The following is a 15,724-nucleotide window of genomic DNA, read 5'->3' as shown; positions in this document are numbered from 1 at the left end:
TGCCCGCGGTGTCCTGGCGTTTTTCGCGACCAAGCTCGCTCCTACAGGTGCAGGGGCGTAGTCCTGTCGGACGATGTTGCGCAGCCGGCCCGTCTGAATAATCCAGCTACAACAACAGGCCGGGAGGACACCTTATGGGCGCTTCAGCGCAAGGGCACTTCGTTACGCTGCCGGATGGTTTGCAGCTGCGCTATGTGGATATAAGCGGGAAGGATGGCGGCAACGGCGAGCCGGTGATCTTCATTCATGGCAGCGGGCCGGGCGCCAGCGGTCACAGCAACTTCAAGCAGAACTATCCGGTGTTTGCCGAGGCTGGTTACCGGGTGATAGTCCCGGATCTGCCAGGCTACGGCGCCTCGGACAAACCCGACACCCTCTACACCCTGGACTTCTTTGTCGCGGCCCTGAGCGGTTTGCTCGATGCCCTCGACATCCAGCGTTGTGTGTTGGTCGGTAATTCGTTGGGCGGCGCGATCGCGATCAAACTGGCCCTTGACCAACCGCAGCGTGTCAGCCGGCTGGTGCTGATGGCACCCGGTGGCCTGATGGAAAAGGAACAGTATTACCTGCAGATGGAAGGTATCCAGAAAATGGGTGCGGCCTTCGCCAAGGGTGAGCTGAACGACGCGGCGGGCATGCGTCGCCTGCTGGCGCTGCAGCTGTTCGACGAAAGCCTGATCAGCGACGAGACGGTCAACGAGCGGGTGGCCGTGGTGCATCAGCAGCCGGTGTGCGTCCTGTCGACCATGCAGGTGCCGAACATGACGTCGCGCCTGGGGGAGTTGCAGTGCCCGATCCTTGGTTTCTGGGGCATGAACGACAAGTTCTGCCCGTCCTCCGGTGCCCTGACCATGCTTGAGCACTGCAGCAAAATCCGTTTCGTGATGCTCAGCGAGTGCGGGCATTGGGTCCAGGTCGAGCACCGTGACTTTTTCAACAGCCAGTGCCTGGCGTTTCTTCAGGAGGCCCGCGGATGAGCGTGCAATTGCGCCGTGAGTTCGGCGAAGAGCTTTATCAGGCGCTGCTCAGCGGCTCCACCCTGGTGCCGCTGACCGAACGTTGGCCGTCGATCAGCATCGAAGACGCCTATCACATTTCCCTGTACGCCATTGAGCGTCGGGTGGCGGCCGGCGACCAGATCGTCGGCAAGAAGATCGGGGTGACCTCGGCGGCGGTGCAACAGATGCTCAACGTGCATCAACCGGATTTCGGCTTCATCACCCGGCAGATGTCGTTCGACGACGATGCGCAAATTTCCCTGTCCGCCAACAAACTGATCCAGCCCCGTGCCGAAGGCGAGATCGCCTTCAAGCTCAAGCACGACCTGGTCGGCCCCGGCATCACCGAGGCCGATGTGCTGGACGCGACCGAGTACGTAATGCCGTGCTTCGAGATCGTCGACTCGCGGATTCACGACTGGCGCATCCGCATCCAGGACACGGTCGCTGACAACGCCTCCTGCGGCGTATTCGTGCTGGGCGACAGCAAGGTCGACCCCCGCGAACTGGACCTGCCCAACTTGCGCATGCGCGTGTTCAAGAACGGTGAACCCTTGAGCGAAGGCCTGGGTTCGGCGGTTCAGGGTAATCCATTGACGGCGGTGGCCTGGCTGGCCAACACCCTGGGCGCCTTCGGCATTCCGTTCAAGGCCGGGGAAATCATCCTGTCCGGCTCCCTGGTGCCACTGGAACCGGCCCGTGCCGGCGACCGTTTTTCTCTGACCATCGATGGCCTGGGCAGTGCCCGGGTGTCTTTCTGCGCCTGACTTTTGGAGTTTGACCCCATGAGCAAAAAACTCAGAGCGGCCATAATCGGCCCGGGCAATATCGGCACCGATCTGCTGATGAAAATGTGCCGATCGCAATGGATCGAGCCGGTATGGATGGTTGGCGTCGACCCTGAATCCGAAGGCCTGAAACGTGCCCGGGAAATGGGCATCAAAACCACCGCCGGCGGTGTCGATGGCTTGCTGCCGCACGTGCTCGACGATGATATTCGCATCGCCTTCGACGCCACCTCGGCTTACGTGCACGCGCAAAACAGCCGCAAACTCAACGAACTCGGGGTGATCATGATCGACCTCACGCCGGCGGCCATCGGCCCGTTCTGCGTGCCGCCGGTCAACCTCAAGGAGCACGCGTCGAGCCTGGCGATGAACGTCAACATGGTCACCTGCGGTGGCCAGGCGACCATCCCAATGGTGGCGGCGGTGTCGCGGGTGCAACCGGTGAGCTACGGCGAAATCATTGCCACCGTGTCTTCCGGTTCGGTCGGCCCGGGCACCCGCCAGAACATCGACGAATTCACCCGCACCACGGCCGGTGCGGTGGAGAAGATCGGCGGCGCCCGACGCGGCAAGGCGATCATCGTGATCAACCCGGCCGAGCCGCCGCTGATGATGCGCGACACCATCCACTGCCTGACCGATGACGAGCCGAACCAGGATGCGATCCGAACCTCGGTGCTGGACATGGTTCGCGAGGTGCAGCGCTATGTGCCCGGCTACAAGCTGATCAACGGGCCGGTGTTCGACGGGCGCAAGGTGTCGATCTTCATCGAGGTCGAAGGTCTCGGCGATTTCCTGCCCAAGTCCGCTGGCAACCTCGACATCATGACCGCCGCCGGTTTGCGCACGGCCGAGATGTTCGCCGAAGAAGCCCACAAGGGCACCCTGCAACTGCCCGTCCGTTGAGTGGAGAATTGCCATGAATTTGCAAGGTAAGAGCGTCCGTCTGCATGACATGAGCCTGCGCGACGGCATGCACGCCAAACAGCATCAAATCAGCATTGAACAAATGGTCTCGGTGGCCACCGGCCTCGATGCGGCCGGCGTACCGCTGATCGAAATCACCCACGGCGATGGCCTGGGCGGTGCGTCGCTGAACTACGGTTTCCCGGCCCACAGCGACGAAGAGTACTTCGCTGCGGTGATCCCGCAGATGAAACAGGCCAGGGTTTCGGCCCTGTTGTTGCCGGGGATCGGCACCCTCGACCACCTGAAGATGGCCCATGAGCATGGGGTCTCGACCATTCGCGTGGCGACCCATTGCACCGAAGCGGACGTATCCGGCCAGCACATCGGCATGTCGGCGAAGATGGGCCTGGACACCGTCGGCTTCCTGATGATGGCGCACATGGTCAGCCCGGAGAAATTGCTGGAGCAGGCGCGGCTGATGGAAAGCTACGGCGCCAATTGCATCTATTGCACCGACTCGGCCGGCTACATGCTGCCCGATGAAGTGACGCAAAAGATCGGTGTCCTGCGTGCCGGCCTGAATGCCGGGACCGAAGTCGGTTTTCACGGCCACCACAACATGGGCATGGCCATCGCCAACTCCCTGGCCGCCATCGAGGCCGGTGCTGCACGCATCGACGGGTCTGTTGCGGGCCTTGGCGCGGGTGCGGGCAACACGCCGCTGGAAGTGTTCGTCGCGGTGCTGGAGCGCATGGGCGTTAACAGTGGCGTCGATCTGTACAAGATCATGGACGTCGCCGAAGACCTGGTGGTGCCGATGATGGACCAGCCGATCCGCCTGGACCGCGATGCGCTGACGTTGGGGTATGCCGGGGTTTACAGTTCGTTCCTGCTGTTCGCCAAACGGGCTGAGCAGAAGTACGGGATTGCGGCGCGTGAGCTGTTGGTGGAGCTGGGCCGACGCGGGACTGTGGGTGGTCAGGAGGACATGATTGAAGACTTGGCGCTGACTCTGTCGCGGGCGAGGGGGGTGTTACCGACCTGATCCCGGGGAAGCAAAAAAACCACCGATGATTCGGTGGTTTTTTTATTGCCGGTGAAATCTTGCGCTTAAGGCAACAAATTACGTACCAGCGGTGGATAGCAATTGATCGCCGTGCTCGCACAGCTGAAATACGCCGTGGTCGGTCGATAGGCTTCGTTTTTGAACAGTTGGCACAGACTGGTGGAAGCGCCTGCACAGACGATGATGAATAGAGCACAAGTGGATTTGCGCATGGTGGGTCTCGACACGGTTTTATTGTTGTAGAGACAGGTTATGGCGACGGTTCGCCAGTGGCTTCGTCCGAATGGACTAGCCGATCAATTTGAAGCTGCCCCGTCACCTTGTGGGAGCGAGCTTGCTCGCGATGGCGGCGTGTCAGGCACCATGGATGTTGGCTGTGCCGGCCTCTTCGCGGGCAAGCCCGCTCCCACAAGGTTATTTGGTGTTCCCGGGATTTGCGTCAGGCCGTGACCCTCTGTGGGAGCGAGCCTGCTCGCGAAAGTGGTGTGTCAGGCGACATGGATGTTGAAGGTACCGGCCCCTTCGCGAGACGGCTCGCTCCCACAGGTTCTGTGTGGTGTCAGGTTCTTCGGGCGAGGGCGCCCATGGCCATGAACAGTGCAGCAATGGCCCTGGCTTCATGCAGTTCGCCGCGGGCCACCAGTTCGGGGATCTGCGCCAGGGGCACTCGCAGGCATTCCAGGGGTTCGGGTTCGTCGCCTTCGAGTTGGCAGGGGCTCAGTTGTTCGGCCAGTACCACCCGGTAGCGATGGCACAAATGCCCCGGTGCCAGGGTCAGTTCGCCCAGTTCGGTGAGGCGTGCGGCGCGCAGGCCGACTTCTTCGCTCAGCTCGCGCTGCGCTGCCTGCAAGTAGTCTTCATCGGGCTCGGCGCCGCCCTTGGGCAGGCCGAGTATGGTTTTTTCCACACCGACCGCGTATTCGCGCACCAGCAGCACATGCGCAGAATCGGGCATCGCCACCAGCATCACCGAGCGATAACCGGTGCCGCGCAGGCGTTCGTAGACCCGCTGCTGGCCATTGCTGAATTGCAGGTGCAGGGCTTCGATCTGAAAGTGGCCGCTTTGCGCCAGCAGTTCAGTCTTGAGGATGGTTGGGCAGTTGCGCATGGGGCAGTCCCCTGTTTGGGATGAGGACACTGTGCGCTGTACAACGGGGGCCGCCATCGTCCGAGCGGACGAGGGCGGCAATGAGGGTCAGCCGAGGGTCGCCACGCTGCGCAGGATCAGGCGCACCAGCATGGTCTGGCGGGTCACGCCGGTCTTGGAGAAGGTCGAGCGCAGGTGGGCCCGCGAAGTGTTGCGGCTGATGCCCAGTTCTTCCGAGGCTTCGTCCAGGGTCAGACCGTTGGCCAACAGCATCGCCAGCTGGGTTTCCGCCGGGGTGAAGTCGAACAGCGCGCGCACGATTTCCTGCGGTGCGGTGGACTGTTGTTCCGGGTCGCTGATGAAAATAACCACGGTCGGGCACTGCTTGCCTTCGCTCCAGTCGGTCAAAGGCACCGAGCGCACGATGATCCCCAGGTCCGCTTTGCCGGACGGGCGCTGCACGCGCAGGGCTTCGACCACCGACGGGTTGCTGCTCTTTTGCGACAGCAGCGACTGCTTGACCAGGCGGCGGAACTCCTGGGTGTCCCGGGCCGTTCCCACCTGCAGGCCATCGTTGACCAGTTTGATGCCGTCCTTTTCCTGGATCAGCCGGTCGGCGACCTGGTTGGTCTGCAGCACCTTGCCGGACTCGTCGAGGATGATCGTGCCGACCGCCATCTGGTTCACCGCGCCGGCGTACAGGTTGCGCTCGGCTTCGATGCGGTTGAGCTGCATGTGGATCTTGATCGACCGCTCCAGGTGCGGAATGAAATGCGTGAGCATGGCCTTTTCTTCGTTGCCGAAAGGCTTGTCGTCCCGTCCGCGGCTGATGCGAATGCGGCACTGGGCGCCGTCAACGGTGTTGATGTCGGCACCGAGGATGTGGAACACGTCCACCGGTTCAAGGAAGTTCTTGTAGAACTCGGAATTCTGCCAGTCGTCGTTGGAAACGAACTCGGCGAGGGTCACGACCTGGCGGTTGGGCAGGTCGACAAAGGGGTCGAGACTGAAAAAATGTTTGTTGTACGACGCGGTCGCCTCGGTCGAAGTGCCGGTGGTGTTGACCATCAAACCGTCCACGTGGGCACTGGGCGGACGCAGGATGAAGGTCACGTACTTGCTGTTCAGATGCACATTGAGCTGATTGAGGAACGTCGCCCAGGGAATGGTTTCCAGCGGCCCCTGATAGAGGTTGCCGATCAAATCACTGAACGTATCGAGGCTGAGGCTCTGCTGCATAGGGAAAAACCGTTTTTATTATTAGCGTTGGCGGTGGCCGAGAATAAGCGCCGGTATCGACTCCTTGCAACGCTCGGGCTCAGGGCCTGACAGGCGGCTGCCGATCAGGCCCTGGGCGGGCGAAAAGCCGCTGGCGTCAGACCCGTTCGCTGGCGCGCACGACATACTTCTTGTGCTCGGCAACATCCGCCGACAGCGCCTGGACGTCGGTGTAGAACTGCTCGTACCAACGGCGCAACTGATAAACCGGACCGTCGCCGTCACACAGCAGCGGGTTGTCGACGCGGGTCTTGCTGTGCCAGATGGCCACGTCTTCGTAGAAGGCTGCCTGGGCCTGTGCCACGTAGGCCTTGGCCATTTCCTGGTTCTGCTCTTCGCTGAGCCCCGGGATTTTTTTCACCAGCACGCCGTAGCGCAGGGTGAAGCTGTCCAGATCGATCGGCACGTGGCAGTTGAGCAGGATCGAATGGATCGGCTGGCCGTTCATGGCGCCGTTCATTTCGGTGATCTGATAGGCCGGGCCGAAGTAGGTGGCTTCGGTGGTCAACACGCTGTCGCCGGACAGGCGTTCGCTGCGCGCGCGCATGATCTGGGTGGCCAGGTGGCCTTCGAAAATGTTGATGAACTCATCGACCGGCGCGCCGTGCACGGTGCCGAAGTGCGCCATGTCGGCGATGTTGTCGATCAGTTCGCGGCAGTTGGTGCCAATCTGCAATTCGGCGACTTCCCATGCAGCCCATTCGTCGCTGTAGCAGGCGTCGATGCGCGGAATGCGTTGTTCCGGCAGCGGCGGGTTGCCTTCGGGGTCATTCCAGACGAACAGCAGCTGGTTCTCTTCCATGATCGGCCAGCTTTTGATTTTGGCCCGTGGCGGGATGCGCTTGGCGTAGGGGATGTCATCGCACACGCCGTCGGCGCCCCAGCGCCAGGCGTGGAACGGGCAGCGGATCGAGTTGCCCTCAACGCAACCGGTGCTCAGGTCGGCACCCATGTGCGGGCAGTAGCCATCGAGAATATGCAGTTCACCGTCTTCACCCTGGAACGCCACCAGGCGGGTGCCGAACACCTCCAGGCGATGGGCTTTGCCGTCGCGGTATTGCGCAGCCAGGCCCAAGCAATGCCAGCCACGGGCGTAGCGGTCTTCCAGCAGTTTGGCTTCGATGCGGTGCAGGGTACTCATCTTATTATTCTCCCAAGGGATCACGGGGTTGGCGCATGTAAGGGATTCTGCCGCCCCTGTAAAAGCGGGCATCGTCTGAATGGACGATGGCTGCTTTAAGTAGGCCCGCTCTACTGGCGCCATTGGACCCATGGCAGGAGTTGGCGATGAGTAATGAACAAGGGCCGGTCGCGGTGATTACCGGGGCCGCCAGTGGTATTGGCCGAGGCCTGGCCGAGCACGCGGCGACGCTGGGCATGCGCCTGGTGCTGGCGGATCGGGATGCGGCGGGCCTGCAAGCCCTGTGCGACGAGTTGAAGGCCGCTGGTGCGCAAGCGATTGCCTGCGTCACCGATGTCGGTAAGGTGAAGCAGGTCGAGCGCTTGCGTGACCGGGCTGTCGAGCACTTTGGCGGGGTCGACCTGCTGTTCAACAACGCCGGCGTCATGCAGACCGGCTTCAGCTGGGAAATCACCGAGGCGCAATGGCAGCGCATGCTCGACGTCAACCTGGGCGGCGTGATCAACGGCATTCGCAGTTTCGTGCCGCTGTTGCTCAGTCAGGGCCGGGCAGCCCATGTGATCAACACCGCGTCCCTTGCCGGGCTGGTCAGCAGTCCGCTGATGGCACCGTACAACGTGACCAAGCAGGCGGTGGTCGCGCTTTCGGAAACCCTGCATTACGAACTTGCCATGCTCGGTGCGCCGGTGTCGGTTTCGGTACTGTGCCCGGGGCCGGTGGCCAGTGAAATCATGGCGTCGAACCAGGCGGTGGACACCGCCGGATCCGACTTCAGTCAACTGCTCGACAGCACCATTCGCCAGGGCATGACCCCGGCGGAGCTGGCCGCGCTAGTGTTCGCCGCCGTCGCGCAAAAACGCTTCTGGATCCTGCCCCACAAGGGTTTCAAACCGGCCCTCGAGCGGCGGGTACAAAGCATCCTGGGCGAGACCAATCCGCAATTTCAAATGACCGACGTAGAGGACGATGCCCATGCCGCTCGATAAGCAGATCGCCGGGGTTCTCCAGCAATTTCGCGACCTCCCGGAACCCGATTTCAGCCAGGTCGATGCCGCTCAGTACCGGCAGTTCTCCGATAACCTGCTGCCGGCCATCCCCGGCGATCCGATGAGCGAGGTGCGCGATCTGAAAGTGGCCGGCGCGGACGGTGATCTGGATGCACGGCTGTACCGGCCATCGCAAGCGCCCGACCTGCCGTTGCTGGTGTATTTCCATGGCGGCGGATTTGTCATGGGCAATCTCGATACCCACGATAATCTTTGCCGTTCGCTGGCGCGCCAGACCGAGGCGGTGGTGGTGTCCGTGGCTTATCGATTGGCCCCGGAACACCCGTTCCCGGCGGCGCCCCTCGATTGCTATGCGGCCACCTGCTGGCTGGTTGAGCACGCGGCTGAACTGCGCGTCGATGGCAGCCGGCTGGCCGTGGCCGGCGACAGCGCCGGTGGCAATCTGGCGCTGGCGGTCAGCCAGCTGGCGGCGCAAGGCAAGGGACCGAAGATCAGCTATCAGTGCCTGTTCTACCCGGTCACCGATGCCGGATGCGACAGTCAGTCCTTCGAGGCATTCGCCGAAAGTTACCTGCTTTCCGCCAAGGCGATGCGCTGGTTCTGGCAGCAATACCTGCAAGAGGATGGACAAGCGGATGATCCGTTGGCCTCGCCATTGCGAGCCGAAAGCCTGGCAGGCTTGCCGCCGACCACATTGTTCACCGCCGGGTTCGATCCGCTGCGGGACGAGGGCGAAGCGTTGGTCGAGTGCCTGCGCGAAGCCGGTGTGGCGGTGCGCGTGCAGCGTTACGAAGGCATGATCCACGGCTTTATCAGCATGGCGCCGTTTGTTGAAGCAGCAGCACAAGCGTTGACAGATGCTTGCGCCGATTTGCGTGGAGCACTCAAATGAGCGGCCTGACTTTCAACACGGTGCCGCAACTGATCGAGGCCATCGGCGCCGGTCAAATGGTGGTGATTACCGACGATGAACACAACGGCGAAGGCTCGCTGCTGATGGCCGCCGAACAGGCCGGGGCCGAGGCCGTCACCTTCATGGCGGTGCAGGCACGCGGGCTGATTTGCCTGGCCTTGACCGAGCAGCGCTGCCGCGCGCTGGGCCTGGACCTGATGGTGCCCAACTCCCGGGCGCAGCATGGCGTGGGGTTTACCCGCTCGATCGAAGCCGCCACCGGGGTGTCCACCGGCATCTCGGCGGCGGACCGGGCGCGGTCGATCCAGGTGGCGGTCGACCCGGCCAGCGTACCGGCGGACCTGGTGCAACCGGGGCATATCTTCCCGGTGCAAGCCTTGCCTGGTGGCGTGATGCAGCGCACCGGTCATGTCGAGGCCGCTTGCGACCTGACACGGCTGGCAGGGCGGCAACCGGCGGCCACCCTGGTGGGCATTCTCAACGAGGACGGCGAACTGGCCCGTGGTGCCGAGTTGCATGAGTTCGCCCAGCGTCATGGCTTGCGGATCGGCACCATCGCCGACCTGATTCACTACCGCATCCTGCATGAGGGCACGATCGAGCGCGGCGGTGAGTATCCATTGCAGACTCGCCACGGCGAGTTCCAGGTGACGACCTATCAGGACACCTACCAGGGCGCGTTGCACCTGGCACTGGTCAAGGGCCGGATCGACAGCTCGCAACCGGTGCTGGTGCGGGTGCAAAGCATCGAGACGTTGCGTGACGTGCTGGGGTGTGAAAGCGAAGGCGGGACACAGCAGTGGACCCTCGAACGCTCGCTGGCGAGCATCGCCGCTGCCGGTAACGGCGTACTGGTGCTGCTGGCGCAAAAGGAATCCGCCGAGGGCGTGCTCGAACAATTGCGCCAGCGCAGCGGCGGCAAGCCGCGCACACCACAGTTTCCGCAACGGACCTTGGGTATCGGCGCGCAGATCCTGCGCGACCAGAACGTGCGCAAGATGCGCTTGATGAGCTCGCCGGTGCCCTACAAGGCCGTGTCCGGTTTCGATCTGGAAGTGACCGAGTTCGTGCCGTTCCAGCCGCTAGTCTGAAGCCAACACCTGAACCTGTGGGAGCGAGCCTGCTCGCGAAGGCGGTCGGTCAGTCAACATCCATGTTGAATGTGCCGGCCTCTTCGCGAGCAAGCTCGCTCCCACAGTAATTTCGGTTGGTTGCGTATTTTGTGTACACCCACAAACCCTGTGGGAGCGAGCTTGCTCGCGATGACGATCTATCAGACACATCCAGTCAAAAGCTGACCCAACTCTCAAGCATCCACCGGTCTAGCCTTTCTCCTGAACTCACCCTGTAGAGGGCAAAGGAATGCCGGATTTACCCGCCTCACATCGCCTGCGCACAGGCCGCTATCCTGAACCCAACAGGATTTACCTGCTGACGAGCAACACGCTGGGCCGAGAACCGGTTTTCAAGGATTTCGGTTTGGGCAGGCTGGTCGTCAAGCAATTTCAATATGCACAGGAACAATACTGGGCGAACTCTTTAGCCTGGGTCGTCATGCCCGATCATTTTCATTGGTTGATCGAACTGCAGCAGTGCTCACTCAGTCAACTGATGCAAAAAACCAAATCATTGAGTACGCGAGCCGTGAACATGTCCGTCGGACGTAAAGGCAGTCTTTGGCAGCAGGGCTATCACGATCGGGCGTTGAGGCGGGATGACGACCTGGTAAAGCTTGCTCGATATGTCGTCGCCAACCCGCTGCGCGCGGGATTGGTGGGGAAGCTGGGCGATTATCCGCTGTGGGACGCGATATGGGTTTGATCCGTAACCGCGTTGCCACTATCGCGAGCAAGCTCGCTCTCACAATGATTGTTGGATACCCGCAGAGATTGCGTACACCCGCTGGCTCTGTGGGAGCGAGCTTGCTCGCGATGGCGGAGTGTCGGTCGACATCTATTTTGAATGTGCCGGCCTCATCGCGAGCAAGCTCTCCCACAATGATTGTTGGATACCCGCAGAGATTGCGTACACCCGCTAGCTCTGTGGGAGCGAGCTTGCTCGCGATGGCGGAGTGTCGTTCGACATCTATTTTGAATGTGCCGGCCTCATCGCGAGCAAGCTCGCTCTCACAATGATTGTTGGATACCCGCAGAGATTGCGTACACCCGCTAGCTCTGTGGGAGCGAGCTTGCTCGCGATGGCGGAGTGTCGGTCGACATCTATTTTGAATGTGCCGGCCTCATCGCGAGCAAGTTCGCTCCCACAATGATTGTTGGATACCCGCAGAGATTGCGTACACCCGCTAGCTCTGTGGGAGCGAGCTTGCTCGCGATGGCGGAGTGTCGGTCGACATCTATTTTGAATGTGCCGGCCTCTTCGCGAGCAGGCTCGCTCCCACAGTGATTGGGGTGGTTCACAGGCGTTGCGTACTCCCCATCTGCATTGGCTTAAGGCTTGATGCCTTGCAACATCTTCTTCGCCTGATCCTGCATCGTCTGCGGTGCGGTCATGTTGCCGTCGATCACGGTGATCACTGCATGGCCTTGCCACAGTTGATAGGCATCGGCCTTTTGCTGGACGTCGGTCGGTGTCGACGGCGGGGCCAGGTTGACGTGGACCACGCCGTCGGCGCCACGTTGTGAGGTGAAGTTCACCCGGTCCCAGTTGCCGATCGGGGCAAAGCTCACGCCCTTGACCTCATCGGGTTTCAGCGGCGGGTAGTTGAGGTTCAGGCCGCTGACACCCGGCAGGCCCAGCACGTTCAAATCGCACTGATGTTTGCTCCTGGCGCAGGCCTGTCTGGCTTCTGTACCGGCCAGGCTCGCCTGTTCTATCACCTTCACGGCAAAGCGCGCCGTGTCGTCCATCGCGCCGAGGGTCTTGCGGTAGCCGGCCTGCTGGTCGCGGATGATCAGGTCCATGTCGATGGCCGTGGACACCGCCACCGCCGGAACCCCTTTGAACATCGCCCGCACAGCCGCGTTGAGGGTGCCGGACATCTGCGTCAGCGGGCCGACGTTTTCGCCAAAGTTGCTGCCCGAGACCACCAGGTCCGGCGGTGAGTCCTTGAGGATCACGTCGAGTCCGACGTTGACCGCATCGACCGGCGTGCCAATGGCGGAAGTCTTGCCGGCAGGCGGCGTATAGCCTTGCGGCGGCCCGACGCAAAATTTCCCCGGCGCCAGTTCGGTCACCGCCAGGGCCTGGCCGGGTACGACCACGCTGGCGGCACTGATGCCGCTGCTGTCGTTCAACGGACCGACCAGGGTGACTGTGTGTCCGGCAGCGGTCAGGGCGCGGTACATCGCATCGATGCCGGGTGCGCGGCAGCCATCGTCGTTGGTCAGCAGGATGTTCAGGGCGTTGGCTTGCATCGACAGGCCAACGCTGGCCAAGGCAATGACGCCGGTGAGGAGTTTGTTCATGGGGACTTTTCCGTGGGAGGCGCGGATTTTACAAAGCACAACGCCCCGACCGAAGAAATCGGTCGGGGCGCGGTGAGTTTAGCGGGTGCCGAGTTTGCGCAGGTTGCCAGGGGTGAATTCGTCTTCGGTGAAGGCGGTGGCGTTGAGCTTGGCCGGTTTCTGATCGACCAGCATGCGGTCAACCAGGTAGGAGCCGGCGATCAGGTCGTGGTAGATGCCGAGGCGAGCGTGGTAGCGCTGCATCTCGTAGGCGTAGATCGAGGTCTGCATGTTAGTGCGCCACAACTGGCCACGGCTGTCGTAGTTGTCGGCCATGGTTGCCGACCAGGTGTCCTCGTCGAGGTACAGTACGCGCTTGGCGTATACGTGGCGGGCACCTTCCTTGAGGTTGGCCTGCAACACCCAGACGCGGTGTTTCTCGTAGCGCATGTACTGCGGATCGACGTGACCGGTGGTGTCCAGGATCTGGTCGACCGTTACGCTCGGGTCGTCGATCTTGTAGTTGTGGTACGGGATGTAGATCTCTTTCTTGCCGACGATGGTCCAGTTGTAGCGGTCCGGCGCACCGTTGAACAAACGGTCTTCGTCGTACACGCGGAAACCTCCCGCGCCGGTCGGCGAGTCGTAGCCCACGGTCGGTGCGCGACGGACCCGGCGTTGGCCCGGGCTGTACTGCCAGGCCTGGCGCGGGGAGGCGGTCGGGTTGATGAACTCGTGGCCGACCACGATCTCGCCTTTCTTGCGCACCGGCTCCAGGGTGGTGATCAGGAAGTGGGTGAATACACCGTTGGCGGTATCCAGGGCTTTGTCCGGGCTCGACCAGATCGAGAAGATCTTGTAGTCGACCTCTTCCAGTACCTTTTCCTTGTTGGAGTACACCACCGCCTGGCCGTAGACGGCCTCTTCAGTGCTGGCGCGCCCCTGCAAGGTATGGTTGAACATCAACTCGCTGCCGTTCTTCGGGATCGGGAACGGCGAGGCACCCCAGGCGTTTTTCGTGTCGTTGTTGTCATTGTCGAGTTCGGCGGTGACGGCGTTTTTCTTGACCTGGTCTTCCAGGCGCTGATCCAGGCGGAAGTCGCGGTGGCTCGGGTACACCGGGATCTTGAACGTGTCAGGGTAACGCTTGAGCAACGCTTTCTGGCCATCGCTCAGGTTGTCGGCGTACTTGTCCATGTTCTTCGAATCGATCACGAACAACGGTTTTTCCGCGGCGTACGGGTCCGGGTACGGCGTGCCCGGGCCAGCGTATTTGAGGCCGGGTGGCAGGCCGCGCCATTTGCCGGTCCAGGCCGGGATGCTGCCGTCGGCGTTGCCGGCTTTTTCGGCACCCATCGGGGTCAGGTCCTGGCCCAGGCGGGCGGCTTCTTCGGGGTTGACCTTGGCGTAGGCCAGGCCACTGCCGAGCAGGCTGACGGTCAGCGCCGTGCTCAATAATGTTTGGGTGAATCTGGACATGCTGTGCTCCTCCGAAAGGGGAATCAGAACCGGTACTTGAAGTTGAGCGCGACGTTGTCGCGGTCGGCCAACGGGCTGTTGTTGGCGTTGCCGAGGTAGGCGTTGTAGCGGGCCTCGACGGTGAAGTTGCCCAGGTAGCGCCACGAACTGCCGATGCTGGCGCGGTTATCGTTCTGGCCGGCGTTGATCGAGCCGACCATCGAACTGTCGCCGTGGGCGGCGGCGCTGAAGGTGACAGGCACCGACATGTCCCATCCGCTGAACACGTCGTTGTAGTCAAAGTTCGCCTGCACCGTGTAGCCCCAGGCATCGCGGTCATAGACCAGGCTGTCGGTTCCCGGCAGCGCGAAGCCCGGCGCCAGGGTCACCGGCTGCGACTTGTCGTTGCTGACCACGGTGTTGTAGACCAGCTCACCGGTCAGGGTGGTGTTGTCGGCGAAGGAGGTTGGGCCGAGCACGTAGATCATCGACGTTTGCGCCTGCACGGTCTTGCCACGCACGGGGCTGGAGAAACCGTTGTCGACCATCACTGGCGTGCCGTCGCGGTAGCTGACTTCACCGGCCCAGCTGACGTCGCCCAGCACGGTGGCGAAGCTCGCGCCGAACAGGTCGATGTTGTCGAAATAGCGCACCTGGTAGCGGCCCAGGGTCGAGGCGAAGTCCAGTGACGGGGTCTTGTCGTGATAGCGCGAGTAGTAGAGGCCGAACTCGGTGTTGTTCAACGACTCGGCGGCGTAGGTGAAGGCCAGACCGTACTGGCCGCTGTCGCTCGGCTTGTCGTCCTTGAGGCGGGTGACGAAACCGGAGGCGTCGTTGAAGCCGCCCTCATCGATGAAGTCGGTGGTGGAGAAGTAGCTACCCACGCCGAACAGCTCGGTCTTTTCCCACTTGTATTGGTAGTACGCCTGGACACCCAGGCTTTCGGTCAGGGCGAACTGGGTGAACAGTTGGCCGACCGGCAGCAGGATTTCCTTGACCTCGACGCCCGGGGTGGTCGCCTTGGTCGCGTCGACCGGGCTCTGCGCTGCGGAAATGCCCGGGTAGAACAGGCTTTCACCCCAGCTCACCACCTGATTACCCAGGCGCGCGTTGAGGGCGTGGCCGCTGACGTCCCAGGTGCCGTAGGCGTAGTAATCGAGCATGCGCAGTTCATTGCGGTGCTGGTCGATGGTGTCCTGGGAGAAGCGGTCGGGTTGGCTGCAATGGCCACCGGCGAAGCAGTTCGAGGTGCCGGTGGTGTTGTCGTTGCCCTGATCGTAGACGTTGTCGTAGAAGCCCGTCGCCCGGACGAACACGCCGTAGTTGTCTTGCCACTTGATGTTGGCTTCGGTGAGAAAGCCGCTGCGGTTGTTGATCAGGCTGCCTTTGTCGAAGGCGTTGTCGCCGTCGTTGCCGTTGGCATCGGCGGTCAGTTTGTGATCGCGAGACTCGGTCCGCCAGGCGAGGCTGTACGTCAGTGTGGTGTCCCAGTCGATGCTCAAGTCTTCGCTTGGCTGAAAGCTCATGGCGTTAACGTGAGCGCTTAATCCGCCAGCCAGCATCAATAGAACAAGCTGTGTGCGAGGGTGCTGTGTTGGTGGGGCGATTATTGTTTTTATCATGTCGTCCTCATGGCCCAGGTCAGACCTGCCCGACCTGCATTTCAGGGGGGATT

Annotated in this window: 15 protein-coding genes; 8 read left to right on the top strand and 7 right to left on the bottom strand. The window is 61.9% G+C overall.

Going from position 1 to position 15,724, the window contains the following annotated elements:
- The first annotated feature begins 134 nt into the window (after nt 1–134).
- The 4 genes from BSF40_RS26095 to dmpG are packed head-to-tail and all read left to right on the top strand — an operon-like array spanning nt 135 to nt 3,740.
- Nucleotides 135–977, top strand: a complete 843-nt coding sequence (locus tag BSF40_RS26095; RefSeq protein WP_095967430.1) for an alpha/beta fold hydrolase — start codon at nt 135–137, stop codon at nt 975–977.
- Nucleotides 974–1,765 (top strand): fumarylacetoacetate hydrolase family protein, encoded by a 792-nt coding sequence (locus tag BSF40_RS26090; protein ID WP_095967429.1) that lies wholly within the window; start codon nt 974–976, stop codon nt 1,763–1,765. Before BSF40_RS26095 ends, BSF40_RS26090 begins: the two co-directional genes overlap by 4 nt.
- 18 nt (nt 1,766–1,783) lie before the next feature.
- The gene (locus tag BSF40_RS26085; protein WP_095967428.1) at nt 1,784–2,692 is read left to right on the top strand and encodes an acetaldehyde dehydrogenase (acetylating); all 909 of its coding nucleotides are present in this window, start codon (nt 1,784–1,786) and stop codon (nt 2,690–2,692) included.
- 13 nt (nt 2,693–2,705) lie between these two features.
- On the top strand, nt 2,706–3,740 hold the full coding sequence (gene dmpG, locus BSF40_RS26080; RefSeq protein WP_095967427.1) for a 4-hydroxy-2-oxovalerate aldolase: 1,035 nt from the start codon (nt 2,706–2,708) through the stop codon (nt 3,738–3,740).
- A gap of 65 nt (nt 3,741–3,805) precedes the next feature.
- On the opposite strand, the gene BSF40_RS32790 is transcribed toward dmpG, so the two are convergent.
- From BSF40_RS32790 to BSF40_RS26065, 4 genes are all read right to left on the bottom strand, one after another.
- Complete coding sequence (locus tag BSF40_RS32790; RefSeq protein WP_007976884.1) at nt 3,806–3,973, bottom strand: hypothetical protein; 168 nt, start codon at nt 3,971–3,973, stop codon at nt 3,806–3,808.
- A 347-nt stretch (nt 3,974–4,320) separates the two neighbouring features.
- Entirely contained in the window at nt 4,321–4,869 is a 549-nt protein-coding gene (nudE, locus tag BSF40_RS26075; RefSeq protein WP_095967426.1) for an ADP compounds hydrolase NudE, read from the bottom strand.
- A gap of 87 nt (nt 4,870–4,956) precedes the next feature.
- The gene (locus BSF40_RS26070; protein WP_095967425.1) at nt 4,957–6,087 is read right to left on the bottom strand and encodes a helix-turn-helix transcriptional regulator; all 1,131 of its coding nucleotides are present in this window, start codon (nt 6,085–6,087) and stop codon (nt 4,957–4,959) included.
- A gap of 136 nt (nt 6,088–6,223) precedes the next feature.
- Entirely contained in the window at nt 6,224–7,267 is a 1,044-nt protein-coding gene (locus tag BSF40_RS26065) for a Rieske 2Fe-2S domain-containing protein (RefSeq protein WP_095967424.1), read from the bottom strand.
- Nucleotides 7,268–7,413: 146 nt separating this feature from the next.
- On the opposite strand from BSF40_RS26065, the gene BSF40_RS26060 reads away from it, so the two are divergent.
- The 4 genes from BSF40_RS26060 to BSF40_RS26040 all read left to right on the top strand — a co-directional run bounded on the left by BSF40_RS26060 (nt 7,414) and on the right by BSF40_RS26040 (nt 11,008).
- A complete protein-coding gene (locus BSF40_RS26060) occupies nt 7,414–8,253 on the top strand; it encodes an SDR family NAD(P)-dependent oxidoreductase (protein WP_095967423.1) in 840 nt (279 codons plus the stop codon).
- On the top strand, nt 8,240–9,166 hold the full coding sequence (locus tag BSF40_RS26055; RefSeq protein WP_095967422.1) for an alpha/beta hydrolase: 927 nt from the start codon (nt 8,240–8,242) through the stop codon (nt 9,164–9,166). The genes BSF40_RS26060 and BSF40_RS26055 overlap by 14 nt, the downstream gene beginning before the upstream one ends.
- On the top strand, nt 9,163–10,278 hold the full coding sequence (locus BSF40_RS26050; protein WP_095967421.1) for a 3,4-dihydroxy-2-butanone-4-phosphate synthase: 1,116 nt from the start codon (nt 9,163–9,165) through the stop codon (nt 10,276–10,278). Before BSF40_RS26055 ends, BSF40_RS26050 begins: the two co-directional genes overlap by 4 nt.
- A gap of 271 nt (nt 10,279–10,549) precedes the next feature.
- Nucleotides 10,550–11,008 (top strand): transposase, encoded by a 459-nt coding sequence (locus tag BSF40_RS26040; RefSeq protein WP_095967419.1) that lies wholly within the window; start codon nt 10,550–10,552, stop codon nt 11,006–11,008.
- 626 nt (nt 11,009–11,634) lie between these two features.
- Here BSF40_RS26040 and surE read toward each other — a convergent pair.
- The 3 genes from surE to BSF40_RS26020 form a co-directional block, all read right to left on the bottom strand.
- Nucleotides 11,635–12,612, bottom strand: a complete 978-nt coding sequence (gene surE, locus BSF40_RS26030) for a 5'/3'-nucleotidase SurE (protein ID WP_095967417.1) — start codon at nt 12,610–12,612, stop codon at nt 11,635–11,637.
- 78 nt (nt 12,613–12,690) lie between these two features.
- Complete coding sequence (locus BSF40_RS26025) at nt 12,691–14,070, bottom strand: DUF1329 domain-containing protein (protein WP_095967416.1); 1,380 nt, start codon at nt 14,068–14,070, stop codon at nt 12,691–12,693.
- A 23-nt stretch (nt 14,071–14,093) separates the two neighbouring features.
- The gene (locus BSF40_RS26020) at nt 14,094–15,611 is read right to left on the bottom strand and encodes a DUF1302 domain-containing protein (protein WP_371918126.1); all 1,518 of its coding nucleotides are present in this window, start codon (nt 15,609–15,611) and stop codon (nt 14,094–14,096) included.
- Nucleotides 15,612–15,724: the final 113 nt, after the last annotated feature.

The sequence above is a fragment of the Pseudomonas sp. ACN5 genome (genome assembly GCF_002303975.1).
Taxonomy (GTDB): domain Bacteria; phylum Pseudomonadota; class Gammaproteobacteria; order Pseudomonadales; family Pseudomonadaceae; genus Aquipseudomonas; species Aquipseudomonas laurylsulfatiphila.
Note: the sequence above shows the minus strand (reverse complement) of the source record. Positions and strands in the feature narration are given on the sequence as shown.

Coding starts and splice junctions, on each gene's coding strand:
- BSF40_RS26095 (WP_095967430.1), top strand. CDS start 135: ATGGGCGCTTCAGCGCAAGGGCACTTCGTTACGCTGCCGGATGGTTTG.
- BSF40_RS26090 (WP_095967429.1), top strand. CDS start 974: ATGAGCGTGCAATTGCGCCGTGAGTTCGGCGAAGAGCTTTATCAGGCG.
- BSF40_RS26085 (WP_095967428.1), top strand. CDS start 1,784: ATGAGCAAAAAACTCAGAGCGGCCATAATCGGCCCGGGCAATATCGGC.
- dmpG (WP_095967427.1), top strand. CDS start 2,706: ATGAATTTGCAAGGTAAGAGCGTCCGTCTGCATGACATGAGCCTGCGC.
- BSF40_RS32790 (WP_007976884.1), bottom strand. CDS start 3,973: ATGCGCAAATCCACTTGTGCTCTATTCATCATCGTCTGTGCAGGCGCT.
- nudE (WP_095967426.1), bottom strand. CDS start 4,869: ATGCGCAACTGCCCAACCATCCTCAAGACTGAACTGCTGGCGCAAAGC.
- BSF40_RS26070 (WP_095967425.1), bottom strand. CDS start 6,087: ATGCAGCAGAGCCTCAGCCTCGATACGTTCAGTGATTTGATCGGCAAC.
- BSF40_RS26065 (WP_095967424.1), bottom strand. CDS start 7,267: ATGAGTACCCTGCACCGCATCGAAGCCAAACTGCTGGAAGACCGCTAC.
- BSF40_RS26060 (WP_095967423.1), top strand. CDS start 7,414: ATGAGTAATGAACAAGGGCCGGTCGCGGTGATTACCGGGGCCGCCAGT.
- BSF40_RS26055 (WP_095967422.1), top strand. CDS start 8,240: ATGCCGCTCGATAAGCAGATCGCCGGGGTTCTCCAGCAATTTCGCGAC.
- BSF40_RS26050 (WP_095967421.1), top strand. CDS start 9,163: ATGAGCGGCCTGACTTTCAACACGGTGCCGCAACTGATCGAGGCCATC.
- BSF40_RS26040 (WP_095967419.1), top strand. CDS start 10,550: ATGCCGGATTTACCCGCCTCACATCGCCTGCGCACAGGCCGCTATCCT.
- surE (WP_095967417.1), bottom strand. CDS start 12,612: ATGAACAAACTCCTCACCGGCGTCATTGCCTTGGCCAGCGTTGGCCTG.
- BSF40_RS26025 (WP_095967416.1), bottom strand. CDS start 14,070: ATGTCCAGATTCACCCAAACATTATTGAGCACGGCGCTGACCGTCAGC.
- BSF40_RS26020 (WP_371918126.1), bottom strand. CDS start 15,611: ATGCTGGCTGGCGGATTAAGCGCTCACGTTAACGCCATGAGCTTTCAG.